General features: G+C 68.4%; 19 protein-coding genes and 1 pseudogene. 12 read left to right on the forward strand and 8 right to left on the reverse strand.

The window, feature by feature from the left end; genetic code table 11:
- The first annotated feature begins 8 nt into the window (after positions 1–8).
- The 8 genes from AB0P24_RS37065 to AB0P24_RS37100 all read left to right on the forward strand — a co-directional run bounded on the left by AB0P24_RS37065 (position 9) and on the right by AB0P24_RS37100 (position 8,156).
- A complete protein-coding gene (locus AB0P24_RS37065) occupies positions 9–1,007 on the forward strand; it encodes an NAD(P)-dependent oxidoreductase (protein ID WP_365801874.1) in 999 nt (332 codons plus the stop codon).
- Positions 938–2,164, forward strand: a complete 1,227-nt coding sequence (locus AB0P24_RS37070; RefSeq protein WP_365801876.1) for an FAD-dependent oxidoreductase — start codon at positions 938–940, stop codon at positions 2,162–2,164. The genes AB0P24_RS37065 and AB0P24_RS37070 overlap by 70 nt, the downstream gene beginning before the upstream one ends.
- Positions 2,165–2,224: 60 nt before the next feature.
- A complete protein-coding gene (locus AB0P24_RS37075) occupies positions 2,225–2,761 on the forward strand; it encodes a hypothetical protein (protein WP_365801878.1) in 537 nt (178 codons plus the stop codon).
- 267 nt (positions 2,762–3,028) lie between these two features.
- Entirely contained in the window at positions 3,029–3,655 is a 627-nt protein-coding gene (locus AB0P24_RS37080; protein ID WP_365801880.1) for a hypothetical protein, read from the forward strand.
- Between the two features lie 266 nt (positions 3,656–3,921).
- Positions 3,922–5,499 carry an SUMF1/EgtB/PvdO family nonheme iron enzyme gene (locus AB0P24_RS37085; protein ID WP_365801882.1) on the forward strand — a complete coding sequence of 526 codons (1,578 nt, stop codon included), beginning with the start codon at positions 3,922–3,924 and terminating at the stop codon, positions 5,497–5,499.
- A 57-nt stretch (positions 5,500–5,556) separates the two neighbouring features.
- Positions 5,557–6,294 (forward strand): class I SAM-dependent methyltransferase, encoded by a 738-nt coding sequence (locus AB0P24_RS37090; RefSeq protein WP_365801884.1) that lies wholly within the window; start codon positions 5,557–5,559, stop codon positions 6,292–6,294.
- 46 nt (positions 6,295–6,340) lie between these two features.
- Entirely contained in the window at positions 6,341–7,120 is a 780-nt protein-coding gene (locus AB0P24_RS37095; RefSeq protein WP_365801886.1) for a class II aldolase/adducin family protein, read from the forward strand.
- A 229-nt stretch (positions 7,121–7,349) separates the two neighbouring features.
- A complete protein-coding gene (locus AB0P24_RS37100) occupies positions 7,350–8,156 on the forward strand; it encodes an SDR family NAD(P)-dependent oxidoreductase (protein WP_365801888.1) in 807 nt (268 codons plus the stop codon).
- A gap of 140 nt (positions 8,157–8,296) precedes the next feature.
- Here the strand turns inward: AB0P24_RS37100 and nirD are convergent, their stop codons facing one another.
- The 4 genes and pseudogenes from nirD to AB0P24_RS37120 form a co-directional block, all read right to left on the reverse strand.
- Positions 8,297–8,629: a nitrite reductase small subunit NirD gene (gene nirD / locus AB0P24_RS37105; RefSeq protein ID WP_365801890.1), complete on the reverse strand. Its 333-nt coding sequence runs from the start codon at positions 8,627–8,629 to the stop codon at positions 8,297–8,299.
- A pseudogene (locus AB0P24_RS37110) lies at positions 8,626–9,251 on the reverse strand (nitrite reductase (NAD(P)H)); the annotation flags it as partial. The pseudogene AB0P24_RS37110 and the gene nirD, both read right to left, overlap by 4 nt.
- Positions 9,252–9,369: 118 nt before the next feature.
- Complete coding sequence (locus tag AB0P24_RS37115) at positions 9,370–10,077, reverse strand: SDR family oxidoreductase (RefSeq protein ID WP_365801892.1); 708 nt, start codon at positions 10,075–10,077, stop codon at positions 9,370–9,372.
- 7 nt (positions 10,078–10,084) lie between these two features.
- Entirely contained in the window at positions 10,085–10,624 is a 540-nt protein-coding gene (locus tag AB0P24_RS37120) for a TIGR00730 family Rossman fold protein (protein ID WP_365801894.1), read from the reverse strand.
- A gap of 154 nt (positions 10,625–10,778) precedes the next feature.
- Between AB0P24_RS37120 and AB0P24_RS37125 the strand changes: the two genes are divergently transcribed.
- Complete coding sequence (locus AB0P24_RS37125) at positions 10,779–11,105, forward strand: DUF427 domain-containing protein (protein WP_365801896.1); 327 nt, start codon at positions 10,779–10,781, stop codon at positions 11,103–11,105.
- Here AB0P24_RS37125 and mnmA read toward each other — a convergent pair.
- Complete coding sequence (gene mnmA / locus AB0P24_RS37130; protein WP_365801898.1) at positions 11,081–12,217, reverse strand: tRNA 2-thiouridine(34) synthase MnmA; 1,137 nt, start codon at positions 12,215–12,217, stop codon at positions 11,081–11,083. The genes AB0P24_RS37125 and mnmA overlap by 25 nt on opposite strands.
- 77 nt (positions 12,218–12,294) lie before the next feature.
- Here mnmA and AB0P24_RS37135 point away from each other — a divergent pair, with 77 nt between their 5' ends.
- Complete coding sequence (locus AB0P24_RS37135) at positions 12,295–12,951, forward strand: N-acetylmuramoyl-L-alanine amidase (RefSeq protein ID WP_365801900.1); 657 nt, start codon at positions 12,295–12,297, stop codon at positions 12,949–12,951.
- A 223-nt stretch (positions 12,952–13,174) separates the two neighbouring features.
- Complete coding sequence (locus AB0P24_RS37140; protein ID WP_365801902.1) at positions 13,175–14,806, forward strand: multicopper oxidase domain-containing protein; 1,632 nt, start codon at positions 13,175–13,177, stop codon at positions 14,804–14,806.
- Between the two features lie 176 nt (positions 14,807–14,982).
- Here AB0P24_RS37140 and AB0P24_RS37145 read toward each other — a convergent pair whose 3' ends face one another.
- The 3 genes from AB0P24_RS37145 to AB0P24_RS37155 form a co-directional block, all read right to left on the reverse strand.
- Positions 14,983–16,146, reverse strand: a complete 1,164-nt coding sequence (locus AB0P24_RS37145) for a cysteine desulfurase family protein (RefSeq protein WP_365801904.1) — start codon at positions 16,144–16,146, stop codon at positions 14,983–14,985.
- 138 nt (positions 16,147–16,284) lie between these two features.
- The gene (locus tag AB0P24_RS37150; protein WP_181805077.1) at positions 16,285–16,557 is read right to left on the reverse strand and encodes a DUF4190 domain-containing protein; all 273 of its coding nucleotides are present in this window, start codon (positions 16,555–16,557) and stop codon (positions 16,285–16,287) included.
- Between the two features lie 34 nt (positions 16,558–16,591).
- Complete coding sequence (locus AB0P24_RS37155; protein WP_089098627.1) at positions 16,592–16,759, reverse strand: hypothetical protein; 168 nt, start codon at positions 16,757–16,759, stop codon at positions 16,592–16,594.
- 119 nt (positions 16,760–16,878) lie between these two features.
- On the opposite strand from AB0P24_RS37155, the gene AB0P24_RS37160 reads away from it, so the two are divergent.
- Positions 16,879–17,508, forward strand: a complete 630-nt coding sequence (locus AB0P24_RS37160; protein WP_365801906.1) for a TetR family transcriptional regulator — start codon at positions 16,879–16,881, stop codon at positions 17,506–17,508.
- The last annotated feature ends 80 nt before the right edge of the window (positions 17,509–17,588 follow it).

Below are 17,588 nucleotides of genomic sequence, written 5' to 3' on the forward strand. Positions count from 1 at the left end.
GACAATCCATGCCTGAGCTTGGGGTACAGATGGCAGATCTTGGAAAGGTCCTCGTCACGGGCAGCAGTGTTGCCGAGGAGCATCTCGACAGGCTGACGCAGGAAGGATTCCGGGTGCACCAGGTGCCCGGACTCCTCAACGAGGATGAGCTGGCAGCCGAACTCGAAGGCTGCACCGGCTACCTGCTAGGCGGAGACGAGTACGCCTCCAGAAAGGTTCTGAGCCGTGCGAAATCGCTGAAGGTGGTCGGGTTCCTCGGCGTCGGATACATGTCGTTCGTCGATGCGGACGCGGCCCGCGATCTCGGTATCGCAGTGACAAACACCCCCGGCACACTCACCAGCAGCGTCGCCGAGTTCACCGTCGGTCTGCTTCTAGCCCAGCGCAGGCAGATCCCCTCCTACGCCGCCGCCTTCCGGGCCGGCCGAGGAGGGAACGAGCAGAAGCAGCGGGACGTGGCCGGTCACAGGCTGGCCATCGTCGGGCTGGGTGCGATCGGCACGAGGATTGCGGAAATCGCGACGATCGGGCTCAATGCCGAGACGGCTTACTTCTCGCGCACCCGCAAGCCCGCTGAGGAGGAGCGTCTCGGTATCACGTACAGAGAGCTGCCCGACCTGCTGTCCTGGGCCGAGAGCGTCATCCTCATGGTTCCCGAGACACCGGAGACCCGTGGGTTGATCGGGAGCGATGAGATCGGGCTTCTGCCGCCCGGGGGCGTGTGTCTGATCAACAGCGCCAGGCCATCCGTCGTAGCGCCCGGTGCGCTACTCCATGGCCTGACGAGCGGCCGTATCCGTACCGCGGCATTCGACGGCTTCTACGACGTCGAGGTCGCCGAGACCGCCGAACTTCTCGCCCTGCCGGAGTCCCAACTCCTCGTGACCGGCCATATCGCGTCGCTCACGCACGACGCGCGGGATGCCATGGCGCTGAAGTGCATCCAGTCCATCATCAACGTGGTCACTGGAGCGCCGGATGCCTACGTCGTGAACGAGAGAGACTGAGTGTGGAATCCAAGCTGCTCATCGTGGGAGGAGGCGTCGTCGGCTGTGCGATTGCCCTCGAAGCCCGGAACATATTCGACAGCGTCGTCCTGATCGACGCCAGGGAGGGCTTGGGCCTGGCGGCCAGTTCGGCAGCCATCGGAGGGATCACGCCGCAGAGTGACGACTTCTGCCGAGGGCCGTTGCGAGTGCTGGCGGAGGAAAGCCGGAGGATGTACCCGGATTGGCTCAAGTTCCTTGAGAGCCAGTCCGGGGTGAGCGTTCCGTTCCTGCAGTCGGGCCTTCTTCAGGTGGCGTTGAACGATGAAGAAGCCGGCAGGCTCCACGATCAGGTGGTGCCTCAATGGATCGCCCAGGGATTCGCCGTGGAACACCTGGCCCCCGAGTCCGTGGCCGAGGCGGAGCCGCTTCTGTCCCGTCAGGTGAAGTCGGCTGTCAGGCTCCCGAGCGAAGCGGCCCTCGAGCCCGCCGTGCTGATGTCGGCGCTGGTCGGAGCGTTGACCAAAGATCCGGGGGTCACGGTCATGAGCGGGGTGCGGGTCGAGGGCGTCCGCCGCTCCGGCAGCGGTGCGGAAATCGACCTGGGTGCGAGGGGCACGCTGCGCGGCGACGCGTGTGTGGTCGCGGCAGGCGCCTGGAGCCCCGAACTGGTACCCACGGGCGAGCGGGCGCAGTTCCCCGTCCGTGGGCAGGCGGCGGAGCTAAGGGTGCCAGGCCCCCGAGCCTACTCCCTCCGACACCACATCTATTCGAAGATCCCCGTCGGGGGAGAAACCGTCTCGTCGTACGTGGTGCCACGCAGCGACGGGCGCGTGGTGGTCGGAGTGACGTACGACGAGGACCGCTGGGACGAGGCTCCGGAAGAGCAGGCGACCCGACGCCTGCTGGATGCCCTGCACATCATGGTGCCCAGTTCTGACCGCTGGGCTCTTCTGAGGTCCTGGGCAGGAGTCCGACCGGGCACCGCTGACGGCTACCCCCTCATCGGACCGATCGATGAGGACGGCCGTGTCGTCCTCGCCACCGGGCACTTCGGCGTCGGTATCACTCTGGCGCCGGTCACCGGAGCTCTCGTGACCGCACTCCTCTCGAGGACCTGTGTGAGCGAGAGTCACCTCGCGGCCCTACGCATGATGAACCCTAGGCGCTTTATGTAGGCCAGGAAACTGAGGGAGAGCGTGATCGGTAGAGCGAAGCGCATATGGCGCAGTGCCGGTATGCGCTGGGGACTGCTGGCCGTTCTGGTGCTGGTGCTGATGATGCCACTCTGGGGACTGCAGCCCTACGGAAAGCGGTTCGACTACAAAGCGGCCGGTACCTGGGGTGACTGGGTGAGCGGTCTGGGCCAGTTCGCGGCCGTGGCGACGGCGATCGGCGTGGTCTTCCGCTCGGAGCACAGGGACCGCGAGCGACAGCAAACCTCCGTCGCGGCGTGGATGACTGTGCTGTCCGATGTCAACGAACCCTACTGGGCCGTACAGATCGAAAACTCGGCCTCGCTCCCCGTCTTCCGCTGGCGAATTGACAGCCCCGACGGCGCCGTGCATCTGTGCCATGAGGAACTCGGCCCCATCACACCGGGAAGGACGGACTACGAGGTAGCGGTACCGGCACAGGCAGACCAGTCGCACGCGCTTCCGCTGAAGATGACGTTCGTGGACAGCGGCGGGCAGCTCTGGAGCCGGTCCGAAATGGGCAGCATCAGCAAGGTGCGCGGCCCCATCACATGGCACCAGACCGGCACCAGTAGTTAGGCACGAGGTGAGATGGCGGCAGGAGACAACGCGAGTGATCAGCGGGGCATGTCGGTTCGGCGTGTTCATCCTCAGGCATTCCGTGGTTCCCCCGAGCGGTCCTCCTCTGAGAGCACGGAAGGCCGTACGCCTGTCCCGCAGGGGCGGTCTTCCGAGCGGGTTCCGGAACTGTCCCATTATCTGGGGGCTATCCGGGCGCTTCCAGACCTCGCCCCCGAGGGATCCGAGACGGGAGTCCTGCCGGACCGGCCCCTGGAATCGGTATGGATGCCCCGGGAGGCGCGGGAGATCGTCTGCCTGTCCAGAAGCCTTCCTCCTGATGACGAGGATGCTCCCGGCTTGCCACTCGACGGGTTGATCCTGAACGGCACTAGCCGGTCACTCGTCCTGATCGGGCCACCCTGTTCAGGACGTACATCGGTCTGCGTCCACTACGCCTCTGAACTGGCGAAGCGCTTACTCGCCGGTGAGGCCGACGGCCCTGTGCCCTTGCTGTTCGACGCGTTGGACGTTCCGGCACAGGACAACTTCGTGTCCATAGCCGAAGCGATCGTCCAGGCCGCCGTGGCACGTGCCGAGATAGGCGGCTACGGCGAAAACGCCAGATCCGCCCTTCAGAACTCGCTCGACAACGCCTTCCTCTTCGTGGACGGGGTCGAGGACGTCCCCACGAACGGTCATCGAAGCTCAGGTAATTGGTCCTGCAAGACCATATTGTCGACGGTGGCGCAACTCCAGGTCCACTACCCGAACCTGCGGATCCTCATGACGATCTCTGATTCCACCTGGTTCTCGAACGACTGCGCGCGGTCACGTCAGGTCCAGGTCTACGCCCTGCGTCCGCCGCGGCATCAAGATGTCGAGATGTACATCAACACCTGGTTCGGTGGCTGATGCCGAGACGTGACGGAGACCTCGCCCGACAACTCATCGCGGCTGTCCGTGCGGACAGCGCCCTGGCGTCCGCCGCCCGAGTTCCCTACCTCCTGCATCTCCTGGTCGTATCGGTGGAGCAGAACCGTGAAATCCCCACGTCGATCGGTCACTTCTGCCGGCTGGCCGCGGACGAATTCCTGCGTAAGCGCCCTCGGCGTCGGCCAGGAGAATCTCAGAACACGTGCCTACTGCGGGCCGAATACGACTCCGAGATACAGCGGATCATGGAGGAGATCGGCTTCGAAGTCGTTTCGCTGCGCGCCGCCGACCCACTGGCCAATGCGATACCGGCATCCGCCACGCAAGCGCCCATCGTGCGCGCCCTGGGGGGTGACGACCAGTTCTACGACGCGTATCCGGCCGTGGCCGACTACGTTGGTTTCCTTCGGCGTGGCCACGGCATCCTGGCGGTGGACGGCTCCGCTCGGCTTTCCTTCCGGGAGAGCCTGTTTCGTGACTACTTCGCCGGCTGCGCGATGGCGCACAGAAGCTCACAGACAATTGTGGAGTCCTGCCGGAGCGTCGTCTGGCACGCACCGCTGAAGTACTGGGCCAGTGCCCAGTCGACCTTCGAGGGGTACCGCCTGGTCACGGCCGTCATTGCAGAGTTGGTGAGCGCGGCCGAAGACGACGCGGCCTGCGTCCTCACCTATCAGATCCTCGCCGGTGAACTGATGGCTGCCCTCCGGGTGGCCATGCCGGACGTCCCTGCCACGGGTCTCAGCCGCGGTCTGCATCGCACCGTATCGGCTGCCCTGACCGCCGCATCGACGGACCGGGCGATCCCGCTCGACAAACGCGCCAAGGCAGCGACGCTCTACGCACAGCTCAACCCGGTCACCTGGGAGGAAAGCTCACGCGCCCTAGTGGCGGAAAGCATGTGCATGCCTGGCGGGACATTTCCCGTCGGCAGCGTCAGCCCGTTGGACTCAGAGGACGAAAAATATCGACTCATCGACTGGCATCCACAGCGGAATGAGGAGATCCCGTCCTTCCGGATCGCGAAGTTCCCGGTGACCAACAGCGAATACGCGGAGTTCATCCTCTCCGGCGGCTACCGTGACCTCGACTGCTGGCCCGAGGGGCCGGCCCGGTTGTGGGCGATGCAGGATTCCGCGTTCATCGATGGCCCCGACGGCCCACGCATCGGATCGACCGCCTCCCAGCGCCTGCATCTCCGGAAGGAAATACGAGAGGGCATCGTGGATGAGAACGCGTTGCAGGACTATGTCGACCAACTCCTGCTCCGCGAGGTACCGCTCTACTGGTGGGACCCCAGGTACAACCAACCGACCCAGCCGGTCGTCGGCGTCAACTGGTGGGAGGCGCTGGCCTACTGCCGGTGGCTGACGAAGAGGTTGCGTGAGAACGGTTCCCTGGACGACCGTGGTTTCGTGGACATCCCGTCGGAGTTCGAGTGGGAGCGTGCCTGTCTGCGCAGTCCGGTCTCGCAGCCCTATCCGTGGGGGGAGGCCTGGGAGGACGACATGGCCCATGTCCGGACCGAAGTGAACTGGATTCAGCAGTCAGTGCCCGTGGGGATCTTTCCATGGGCGACCTGGGAAGGTGGACCACAGGACATGGTGGGTAATGTCTGGGAATGGACTAAATCCCTGGCCTGGTCGTACTCGGACGCCCGTCCCGGGCGCGAGGATGTCTCGGACCAGGGTGACAGGACCGTCCGCGGAGGATCGTGGTTCTCGCGTGAGATGAATGCGCGAAAGATCCAGTTCAGGTCCTATGACCCGCCGCAGAACGCCTACGTGGACCTTGGCTTCCGTGTTGCCTACTACACAATGTAGGGGGGTTCACGAATGGGAAATGCCCATGCGCCGGCCGCGGCGCCCGTCCCCTCGCGCGTGGAGGACCGGCCCGACCTCTACGACTGGACCTACCAGGGGTATGACGAGGACCTAGGGTACTGGCGGTCCGTGGTGGGTACCGGCCCGGTGCTGGAACTGGGAGCGGGGAGCGGAAGAATCAGCGTGCCGCTGTCGGCCGGCGGCGTCGACGTGATCGCGTTGGACCATTCGGCCGACATGCTGCACGCGCTCGGGAAGAGGTCGGTGGCGGAGGGCGTCGTGGTGCGGCGGCTATGCGCCAGAATGCAGGATCTCCCCCTCCGAACGGCCTCCCTGACCTCGGTCATCTGCCCCTTTGGGTCCGTCAACTACCTTCTGGATCAGGCGGACTGGCTCCGACTCTTCGCCGAGGTGCGGCGTGTCCTCCGCCCCGGCGGGGTCTTCGCCTTCGAAGCCCTTGCCTGGGCCACGTTCGGTGATTGGCTCCATGGGGCTGAGGAGCGCGTTGTCAAACAGGATCGGACGAGCGAGCGGGTGATCGCTCTCACCTGTCGTTACGCGTTCGACTCCGCGACACAGCTAGCCCGTCAGGTCCGAACGTACACGGTGAAGGACGGGGCCGGTGAAGTGGAGCACCAGGTGTTGTGGGTGAACCGTTACGCCATGGCGGGAGAGATCAGGGCGATGTTGCGGTACGCAGGATTGGTGATCGCGGACGAGGCCGGTGACTACAACGGCGGACCTTACCGGCATGACTCCGAGTTCTATCTCGTGAGGTGCCGGGCAGGCCACTGACCGTTCTATCGGCGGTGCGGAGCGGCAGGAAAGCAGGAGTTCGCTGATGAAAGACGAACCGGTGCATCACGGCGAGCCCTACGACGAAGAACTGCGTCTGCGGCGTGAACTGGCGGCTGTCTACCGTTTGGTCGCCCACTTCGGGATGACGGATTTGATATTCACGCACATCTCTCTTCGTCTGCCGGGGCCCGGCCACCACTTCCTGATCAATCCGTACGGGTTTCTCTTCGAGGAGATCACCGCCTCCAGCCTCGTCCGAATCGGTCTCGATGGGCAGCCCCTCGACGCGGCGGGGCCCCCGGTGAACCCCGCCGGTTTCGTCATTCACAGTGCCATCCACCGGGCACGCCCCGACGCCCACTGTGTACTCCACACCCACACCGAGTGGGGTTGCGCGGTCGCAGCCCTGAAGGACGGTTTGCGGCCTGTCAACCAGATATCGATGGAGTTCCACGGACGCGTCGCCTACCACAACTACGAGGGGGTGTCACTGAATCCCGACGAACAGGAGAGACTGGTGGAAGATCTGGGCCCGCACCCTGTCATGATCCTGCGCAACCACGGGCTACTGAGCGTCGGGAGTTCGGCGGCTCAGGCATTCCTGCGTATGTATTACCTGGACAAGGCCTGCCGCATCCAGATCCTGGCGCAGTCGGGCGGTGCACAACTGGTCGTTCCGGATGACGTGGTGTGCGAGTATGCCGCCCGGCAGCTCAACGTCGAAACAGAGGACCCAGGCCTGCAGGACGCTCTGGCGTACGACTTGGCGTGGGCCGCTCTGCTGAGGCTCCTCGACAGGGTCGCCCCGGACTACTGGATCTGATGAGGGCTCCGTCGCGACAGCTCCTGTACCGACCAGGAACACGGAGCACCTCACGCCGTGCCGTGTGCGGCCGTTCCCCGACTGCCGCACCTGTGGCTCGCCACCCCTCCGCGCCGTCGGCCTGGCACCGGTACCACCAGGGGTGGGGGCGCGGGCGGCGGGGAGAGCGTCGCGCAGGGTGCCGGGCGGTTACGCGGAATCGGCCTTTCGGGGGGCTGTCATGGACCGCATGATCCCGAAGGAACATGCTTGTGGCCAGTGTTTTCCGGCACTCCGCCCCACGGAAGGACTCGGTCATGCCCGCCTGGAAGGCCGAATCCCCGACCAGACCGGCCGCACCGCCGTCGTCACCGGTGCCAACAGCGGCCTCGGGTATGTCACCGCGCGGGAGCTGGCGCGGTGGGGGCCCGGGTCGTGGTCGCCTGCCGGAGCAAGGTGCGCGGCGGCCGACGGGCTCGTGGCCGAGGTGCCGCAGGCGCACGCCGAGTCCCTACGGCTGGACCTCGGCGACCTGACGTCCGTGCGGGAGTTCGCGGACCGGCTGCCGTACGACCGTGTCGACCCGCCCGTCAACAACGCCGGCGTGATGATGCACGCACTGGCCAACATCGACCCCTCGGACCTGAACGGCTCACGCCGCTACCGACGCTGGGTCGCCTACGCCCGGTCCAAGACAGCCAACCTGAACTTCACGCACGAGCTGGCCCGCCGACTGGCCGTACCCGGGACAGGTGTGGTGGCCGTAGCTGCTCACCCCGGATACGCTGCCACCAACCTCCTGACCGCCCGTTCCCGGGCGGAGGGCCGCCGGGTCGCCAAGCGGCTCGTGGAGCTCGGCAACCGGATCGTCGCCCAGCCGGCCGAGGCGGGTGCCCTGCCGACGCTCTCCGAGGCGACCGCCCCCGACGTACGGCCCGACGCCTTCCTCGGCCCGTCCTTCGCGATGTGGCGGGGCGCACCGGCCCCGCCACGGCGAGCACCGTGGACGCTCAGCGACCAGATGGGGAGCGGCTCTGGGCGGAGTCCGAACGCCTGACGGGCGTCACATATGACGCGCTGAAGGCGTGAACAGCCTTGGAGAGAATTGCCGCCGTCCACCACCAGGCCGGTGTCGACAACGGAGGCGATATCGGCGGACGCCCGGTCCAGGACGGCGGCGGACAGGATCCGGGAGGATCAGCGGACGCGCACCTCGTACGCGGCGACCGCCACCGACTCGTCGTCCAGGCACTGCCCGGTGACCAGGTCGAACCGCTGCTTCAGCAGGGGCGAGGCGACGAACGGACGGCCCTGGTCGGTACCGGTCAGGCCACGGGAGAGGATGGCCGCGCGGTCGAACGGGTCGCAGTTGTCGATGCCGTACAGACTGCCGTCCAGGTCCTGGAACAGGGCGACCTGGCGGCCGTCCGGCAGCAGCGCGGCCAGGGAGCTGAGGTCGCAGACCGTGAACCAGTCGTCGTCGGGTTGGAGCTGGACCTTCAGGTCGGTGGTCTCGGGTGCCAGGATCATCGCCAGGCACTTCCTTCCAGAATGTTTTCGGTGGGGCGCATGCCGATGGACAGCAGCGGCAGGTCGGGCTTCATCTGGTCACGCTCGGGGACGAAGCCGACGACCGGGTCGGGGGTATCCGGGCGTTCACGAAGGACACGAACCGGGCCAGCTTCTCAGGGTCGTTGATGGTCTCGGCCCACTCGTCACGGTAGCCCGCGACGTTTGGCGCCGTCAGCGCCTCCAGCTCCCCGCAGATGCCGAGCGAGTCGTGCACCACCACGTCCCGTAAGTGGTCCAGGCCGCCGGGGATGCGCTCCAGCCAGGTCGAGGTGCGCTCCAGGCGGTCGTCGGTACGGATGTAGAACATCAGGAACCGGTCGATCAGACGGATAAGTTCGTCGTCGGACAGGTCCTGGGCCAGCAGGTCGGCGTGGCGCGGGGTAGCGCCCGCCGTTGCCGCCGACGTACAGGTTCCAGCCGTTGGAGGTGGCGATCACCCCAAGCCCGTCGACTCGGCCTCCCCGCACTCGCGGGTGTACCCAGACACGGCCGACTTCAGCTTGTGCGGGGAGCGCAGCCCCCGGTAGCACAGCTCCAGGTCGATCGCCATCCGGACGGAGTCCTGCACGCCGTACCGGCACCGAGGTGAAGGGCTGACTTCACTTCCGCGACGAGGCAATCCGGGTCCGCCGGGTTTCCGGCCGCAGTGCCCGGGGACGCGGCGGGCGCCGACCGTGCGATGAGCGGTGCCGGTAGTACTACCCGGGAAGCGGGCCGGGGCGCACAGTGACGTCGTTGATCTCCGCGTCCCCCGGGAGGTCCAGGGCCATGAGGATCGTGGTCGCCACCGATTCCGGGTCGATCCAGCGGGACGGGTCGTAGTCCCTGCCCTCCTGCTGGTGGACCTTCGCCTGCATGGGGCTTGCGGTTCGGCCCGGGTAGACCGAGGTGACCCTGACGCCGGCCGCGTGCTCCTCCTCGCGGAGGGAGTCGGCGAGGGCCTTCAGGCCGTGCTTGGACGCCGCGTACGCCGACCAGCCCGCGTGCGCGTCGAGGCCCGCGCCCGAGTTCACGAACACCACGTGGCCGCGGGCAGCACGGAGCTGGGGCAGGAAGTGCCGGGTCAGCTCGGCCGGTGCGACCAGGTTGACGTTGAGCTGGTGGCGCCAGGACTTCGGGGTCAGCTCGCCGACCTCGCCCAGGTCGACGACGCCCGCGACGTGCAGCAGTGAGTCCACGCGGTCCGGGAGGGTCTGGTGGGAGAAGGCCCAGGAGAGCTTGTCCGGGTCCGCCAGGTCGCCGACCAGGGTGCGGGCGCCGGGGAACGCGGCGGCCAGTTCCTTCGCGCGGCCCGCGTCGCGCGCGTGCAGGACGAGTTCGTCCCCGCGCGCGTGCAGGCGACGGGCCACGGCGGCGCCGATGCCGGAACCGGCACCGGTGATCACATGAGTTGCCATGGGGCCCATGCTCGCATCAGCGGGCGCCGGGACCCTGCTCCAAGTGGGCCAGGGCCTGTGCGGGTTCGTCGGCGAAGAACATCAGCTCCGCCAGGGGGCGGGGCAGGAAGCCCTCCGCCTCCATGCGGTGGAACTGTTCCTTCAGGCCGTCGTAGAAGCCGGCGGTGTTGAGCAGGACGACGGGCTTGTCGGTGCGGCCGTGCTTCTTCAGCTCCAGGATCTCGGTGGCCTCGTCGAGGGTGCCGGTGCCGCCGACCATGATGACCACGGCGTCGGCCTTCTCCAGGAGGAGCCGCTTGCGTTCCGCGAGGTCGGCCGCGACGACCATCTCGTCGGCGCCGGGACGGGCCTTGTTGGCGAGGAAGTCCACGGAGACGCCGATCAGCTTGCCGCCGGCTTCCTGGACGCCGTCGGCGACGACCTTCATGAGGCCGACGTTCGAGCCGCCCCAGACCAGGGAGTGGCCGCCCTTGCCGATCAGTTTCGCGAAGTCGCGGGCGGGGCGGGTGTAGCGCTCGTCGAGATCTGCCGCGGAGAGGAAGACACAGATTCGCATGGGGTCAGGGTAGGCGTGGCCGGGTGGCGGGCGGGCCGTACGTGGCTGGTCGCGGCTGCGCGGCGGAGCCGTGCATCGATACAGCCCCGCGCTCCTTCAGGGGCGCCCGGGTGAACGCCGGGAACAAGTGGAGGCCCGTGGGCGTCACCTTCATATGGCCTCAGGACACACGATCACCATCGAGAACAGTGACCAGCACGTGCGCGTGACGCACGGCGATCTGGTCCTCGCCGAGAGCGACCGGGCCCTCGTCCTCCACGAGACCGGTTGTCCCCCGCGCTACTACATCCCCGCCGAGGACGTGCGTCTCGACCTCCTCACACCCTCCGAGACGCACACCGTCTGCCCCTTCAAGGGGACCGCCTCCTACTGGTCCCTGCCGGACGCGCCGGACCTGGTCTGGGCGTACCCCGAGCCGAAGACGGACGTCGCCCAGATCAAGGACCACCTCTGCTTCTACGAGGTCGAGGTCGCCGGCTGACGCCGGATCGTCGACGCGATGGTCGCCGAGCCGACGACGCGGGTGTCGTCGTACAGGACGATCGCCTGGCCGGGGGCGACGCCCCGGACCGGCTCGGTGAACGTGACGTGCAGTTCGCCGTCGACCAGTTCCGCGCTCACCTCGGTCTCGCCGCCGTGGGCGCGGAGCTGGGCGGTGTAGACGCCCGGGCCGGTGGGGGCGGTGCCGCACCAGCGCGGCTTGATCGCCGTCAGTCCGGTCACGTCGAGGGCGGCGGCCGGGCCGACCGTCACCGTGTTGTCGACCGGCGAGATGTCGAGGACGTAGCGCGGCTTGCCGTCGGCGGCGGGGTGGCCGATGCGCAGCCCCTTGCGCTGGCCGATGGTGAAGCCGTACGCGCCTTCGTGGGTGCCGATCTTGGTGCCGGACTCGTCGACGATGTCGCCCTCGGCCTTGCCGAGCCGCTGGGCCAGGAAGCCCTGCGTGTCGCCGTCCGCGATGAAGCAGATGTCGTGCGAGTCGGGCTTCTTGGCGACCGCGAGGCCCCGGCGCTCGGCCTCGGCGCGGATCTCGTCCTTGGTGGTGAGGGTGTCACCGAGCGGGAAGAGGGCGTGGGCGAGCTGCTTCTCGTCCAGGACGCCGAGGACGTACGACTGGTCCTTGGCCATGTCGGAGGCGCGGTGCAGCTCGCGGGAGCCGTCGGGGAGCGTGACGATCTTCGCGTAGTGGCCGGTGCAGACGGCGTCGAAGCCGAGCGCGAGGGCCTTGTCCAGCAGGGCCGCGAACTTGATCTTCTCGTTGCAGCGCAGGCACGGGTTGGGGGTGCGGCCCGCCTCGTACTCGGCGACGAAGTCCTCGACGACGTCCTCGCGGAACCGGTCGGCCAGGTCCCAGACGTAGAACGGGATGCCGATGACGTCGGCGGCGCGGCGGGCGTCGCGGGAGTCCTCGATGGTGCAACAGCCCCGGGCGCCCGTGCGGAAGGACTGCGGGTTCGCGGAGAGCGCCAGATGGACGCCGGTGACGTCGTGGCCTGCCTCGGCCGCGCGGGCGGCGGCGACGGCGGAGTCCACGCCGCCCGACATGGCGGCGAGGACGCGGAGGGGGCGGGTGCGCTGCGGGGTGTAAGTCATAGCCCCTCAAGGGTACGGGGGCGCGGGAACCGGGGCCCGCGAGTATCCGTTGGAGATCACATGGGGGTGGACCGGACATGGGGCAGACGGCGGCGGGTGATCAGGACCGACGGATCGGGCGGCGGGCGCTGCTGATCGGCGGGGCGGCGGCGGCCGTGGGCACGGCGGCGCTGACCAGGGACGAACTGACGCGGCTGTACTGGCGGCTGCCGGGAGTGCGCCGGGCGCGGGTGGCGGGGGCGGTGGACTTCGAGGGCGCGCGCTGGGCGGCGGCGTCCCCGGCGAACTACCGCACGGCGGACCGGCCGGACGACTACCCGATCGACCGGGTGGTCATCCATGTCACCCAGGGCGGCTACGCGAGCGCGGTGAAGGTGTTCCAGGACCCGGCGCACGGGGCGGCGGCGCACTACATCGTGCGCAAGGACGGGCGGATCACCCAGCTGGTCCGCGAACTGGACGTGGCGTTCCACGCGGGGAACAGGTCGTACAACGAGCGCAGTGTCGGGATCGAGCACGAGGGGTTCGTGGACCGCCCGGAGGACTTCACCGACGCGATGTACGCGGCTTCGGCGCGGCTGACGGCCGCGATATGCCGGCGGTACGGCATGGCCGTGGACCGCGGGCATGTGATCGGTCATGTGGAGGTGCCGGGGACGGATCACACCGACCCGGGAAAGCACTGGGACTGGGGGCGCTACATGGGACTTGTCCGGCGCGTCGGACAGGCCTGACACCGGGTTCCGCCCGTGGCTCAATCGTTATGCTGTGCCCGCGCTGCGCGCTGTCTGTGTCCGTTGCGTCCCGCACCCCGGTCGCCAACTGCGCGTGCTCAACTCGGCCTTCTTTCAGCGGAGTTAAGCATTACCGGCGTCCACGGCCGCTTCACAGTTCCCCCGGTTCGCTCCTAACTTCGCCCCAGATGTCACACAGTCCACAGGTCAAACATCCGGGGCCATGACGCACACCACGGATCCCGCCTTCGAGGCGGACAGCAACCACGAGCAGGTCACCGGCGGCGGCAGGCGTCGGCGTGCCAAGGGCGCGGAGGCCGCCAAGGCGGAGCACTCCAAGGCCGGACGCACCAAGGACGGCGAGCACGCCAAGGAAGGAAAAGCCAAGCGCGGCAAGGGCGTTCACCGGCGGAGGTTCCTCGGCGGCATGGCCGGGGTCGGTCTGGGCGCCGTCGCCGCGGCCGGCTCCACCTTCGCGCTGCTGGCCGACGCGAAGGGCAACAAGGCCGGCGCGGCGACCAACACCGCCACCCTGAACATCCCGGACCTCCTGGAGGGCACCACCTCCGGCAGCACCACCACCTTCACGCTGGAGGCCAGGACCGGCACCGCCGAGGTGCTCTCGGGGGTCACCAGCGACACGATGGGTTACAACCAGTCCTTCCTCGGCCCGACCATGAAGTGGACCAGCGGGGACACGGTCCTGCTCGACATCACCAACAGCCTGGGCGAGGACACCACCGTCCACTTCCACGGCGCCCATGTCCCGGCCAAGATGGACGGCGGCCCCCAGGTCGCCTTCTCCGACGGGGAGACCTGGTCCCCGACGTTCACGGTCAAGGACGACGCCAAGACGCTCTGGTACCACCCGCACGCCCTGGGCGCCACGGCCAAGCAGGCGGTGCACGGCCTGGCCGGCATGATCATCGTCGAGGACGACTCGACCGCCTCCTCGGACCTTCCCAGCACGTACGGCACCGATGACATCCCGCTGATCTTCCAGAGCCTCGCCACCGACAGCGCCGGCGACATCAAGTACAACCTCACCGGCTATCTGAGCAGCGGACTCAGCTTCCCGCTGCTGCTGAACGGCACGAACGTCGACGACACCACGCTCACGTTCACCGCGACCAAGACCCGCACCAGGTTCCGGGTGCTCAACGCCTCGCCGTCCGACATCATCACCATCCAGCGCAGCGACGGCGGCAACCTCAACCAGATCGCCACCGACCAGGGCTACCTCACCGCGGCCACCGAGGTGACCAGCATCCGGCTGGTGGCCGGCGCCCGCGCCGAGTTCGTCCTCGACCTGTCGGACGCCGTCACGCTCCAGGCCGTCGTCACCACCGGCTGGGTCCGTGGCGGCAGCGGGACCTACGACGTGCTCGCGATCACCGCATCCGGCACCGACACCCCGGACGACCTGCCGGCCTCGCTCAACACGATCGACCGGTACGACACCAGCGACTTCACCGCCCGGACGATCACGCTCGGCCAGAGCGGCACGACCATGACGATCAACGGGTCGGCGGGGACGAGCATGTCCTCGATGGCCATGATCAGCACCACGCTCGGGTCCAAGGAGATCTGGACGATCAAGAACGGCACCCAGCTGGAACACTCGTTCCACCTGCACGACGTGCCCTACCAGCTGATCTCCGTCAACGGCGAGGATCCGACGGGAGTCGACCTCGGCTGGTTCGACACCTACGAGGTGGTCGGCGGCGGCTCCATCGAGATCGCCATGGAGTTCACGGACTTCTCCGACGACACCTACATGTACATGCTCCACTGCCATCTGCTGCAACACGAGGACGAGGGCATGATGGCCTCCCTCATGGTCACGGACAGCTAGGCCTGCCGGGCAGGCTGCCGCCGGCGGTGGGAGTGCCGGCGGCAGCCGTTCGCGAGGTTCCGGTCACCGACAGCTCGCCGGAACACATCGGGCCGGCCGCAAGGGCCACGGAGCCGGGCCGGTGCCGCGTGCCGCGTGCCGCGTGCCGCGCAGGTGCTTCGCACGGGCAGGTCCGGTCAGCTGAGTCCGGCGGCCCGCGCCCGCTCCACCGCCGGGCCGATCGCCTTCGCGACCGCGTCGACGTCGGCCTGGGTGGAGGTGTGGCCGAGCGAGAAGCGCAGGGTGCCGCGGGCCAGGTCCGGGTCGGTGCCGATGGCCAGCAGGACGTGACTGGGCTGGGCGACCCCGGCCGTGCACGCGGAGCCGGTCGAGCACTCGATGCCCTGGGCGTCGAGCAGCAGGAGCAGTGAGTCGCCCTCGCAGCCGGGGAAGGTGAAGTGCGCGTTGGCGGGGAGGCGGTCCACCGGGTCGCCGCCGAGGATCGCGTTCGGTACGGCGGTACGGACGGCGTCGATCAGCGCGTCGCGCAGGGCACCGATCTCCCGGGCGAACCATTCGCGGCGCTCGGCGGCGAGGTGAGCCGCCACCGCGAAGGAGGCGATCGCCGGGACGTCGAGGGTGCCGGAGCGGACGTGCCGCTCCTGGCCGCCGCCGTGCAGCACCGGGACGGGGGTGTACTCGCGGCCGAGGAGGAGGGCGCCGATGCCGTACGGGCCGCCGACCTTGTGGCCGGAGACGGTCATCGCGGCGAGGCCGGAGGAACCGAACTCCACGGGGACCTGGCCGAAGGCCTGGACCGCGTCGGCGTGCAGGGGGATGCCGAACTCGTTCGTCACGGCGGCGAGTTCACGGACCGGCAGGACCGTGCCGATCTCGTTGTTGGCCCACATGACGGTGGCGAGGGCCACGTCGTCGGGGTTGCGGCCGATCGCCTCGCGCAGCGCCTCCGGGTGGACCCGGCCGTAGGTGTCGACGGGGAGGTACTCCACCGTCGCGCCCTCGTGTTCGCCGAGCCAGTGGACGGCGTCCAGGACCGCGTGGTGTTCGACCGGGCTGGCGAGGACCCGGGTGCGGGCCGGGTCGGCGTCGTGGCGGGACCAGTAGAGGCCCTTGACCGCGAGGTTGTCGGCCTCCGTGCCGCCGGAGGTGAGGACGACCTCGCTGGGGCGGGCGCCGAGCGCTTCCGCGAGGGTCTCCCTGGATTCCTCGACCGTGCGGCGGGCCTTGCGGCCGGAGGCGTGCAGGGAGGACGCGTTGCCGGTGACACTCAGGGCGGCGGCGAGTGCTTCTACCGCCTCGGGGAGCATCGGGGTCGTGGCGGCGTGGTCGAGGTAGGCCATGGTGAGTCGATTCTACGGGGGGCGGGGTGAGGGTCGCCCAGCCGCCGTAGGGGCCGAACACCGTTTGCGGGTACCGGTGGGCCGTGGCCTGCCGGGCAGGTCCCCGCGCCCCTTGGGGCGCGCTGTCCTGAACCCCGCTCACAGGCTCCAGGACACCGTGTTCGAGACCTCCATCGCGATCGCCAGGACCGCCAGGTCCGCCACGCCCAGTGCCAGGCCCAGGTATGCGCGGCCCTTGCGGACGGTGCCGCGCCACAGGGAGACCAGGGCCAGGATGATCGCGATCGGGCCCAGGAACAGGTTCAGGACCAGGAGGCCGAGGAGACCCAGGATGAAGGACGCCACGGCCATGCCGTCGGCGTCGCGGGTGCGGGTCTCGGGGCGGGGGGTGGCCGGGGCGGTGAGTTGCATCATGCTCAGCTCCTCAAGTGAGCGGGGACGGTGGTCAGTTGGCCGAGGTGTGGCGGCGGCGGGCGAGGCGCTCGCGGAGTGCGAAGACGGCCAGCCAGACGACGATCACGGCGGCGAGGCCTGCGGTGACGTCGAGCGGCGCATGGGCCACGGTGCCCAGCACCACCCCGAGCAGCATGAGTGCGGCGACGAGGAACAGCATGGGTCGATCCCCCTCCGTTACATTTGGGTGAACGGTTGTAGTAACAGTTGTTCACTGACTTTGAGTCTAGCAACTCACACCGCTTTCCAATTCCAGAGAACAGTTGTTAACTGGATGACATGAGTCACACCCTCGGCATCCGGCAGGCCCAGAAGCAGAAGACCCGCCAGGCCTTCCTGGACGCGGCGCTCGCCCTGTTGGAGGAGCAGAGCCTGAGCAGCCTGGGACTGCGCGAGGTCACCCGGGCCGTGGGCGTCGCCCCGACTGCCTTCTACCGGCACTTCCGCTCCACCGCCGACCTCGGCGTCGCCCTCGTCGACGAGGCGCTCGGCAGCCTGCATCCGATGGTCCGCACGACGGTCGCCACGCCCGGCGCGGAGCGCATCACCCGGGCCGTGCGCCTGATCGCCGACCATGTGGCCGCGCACCCGGCGCACGTCCGGTTCATCGCCCGGGAGCGGCACGGCGGGGTACAGCCGGTGCGGAAGGCGATCCGGGACCAGCTCGCCCGGTTCGCCGAGGAGGTCAAGACCGAGCTGGCCAAGGACTCCGAGGCCGAGGGGTGGAACGACGACGACCTGCTGATGCTCGCCCACCTCTACGTGGACCAGATGCTCATCACCGCCTCGCTGTTCCTGGAGACCCTGGAGTCCCCGGAGCCCTCGGAGGCGGAGCAGGAACGCGTCGCCCGGATCGCCACCCGGCAGATGCGGCTGATCAGCCTCGGCCGTCAGCACTGGCTCGACTAGGCGCCCCCGGCGGGCAACACACAGGGGCGGGGGGAGCGTTAGACGGGCGCGCCGCCCCCCCGTCGGAAGAGGCCCGCCGT

The sequence above is a fragment of the Streptomyces sp. NPDC086519 genome (assembly GCF_040686075.1).
Classification (GTDB): Bacteria; Actinomycetota; Actinomycetes; order Streptomycetales; family Streptomycetaceae; genus Streptomyces; species Streptomyces shenzhenensis.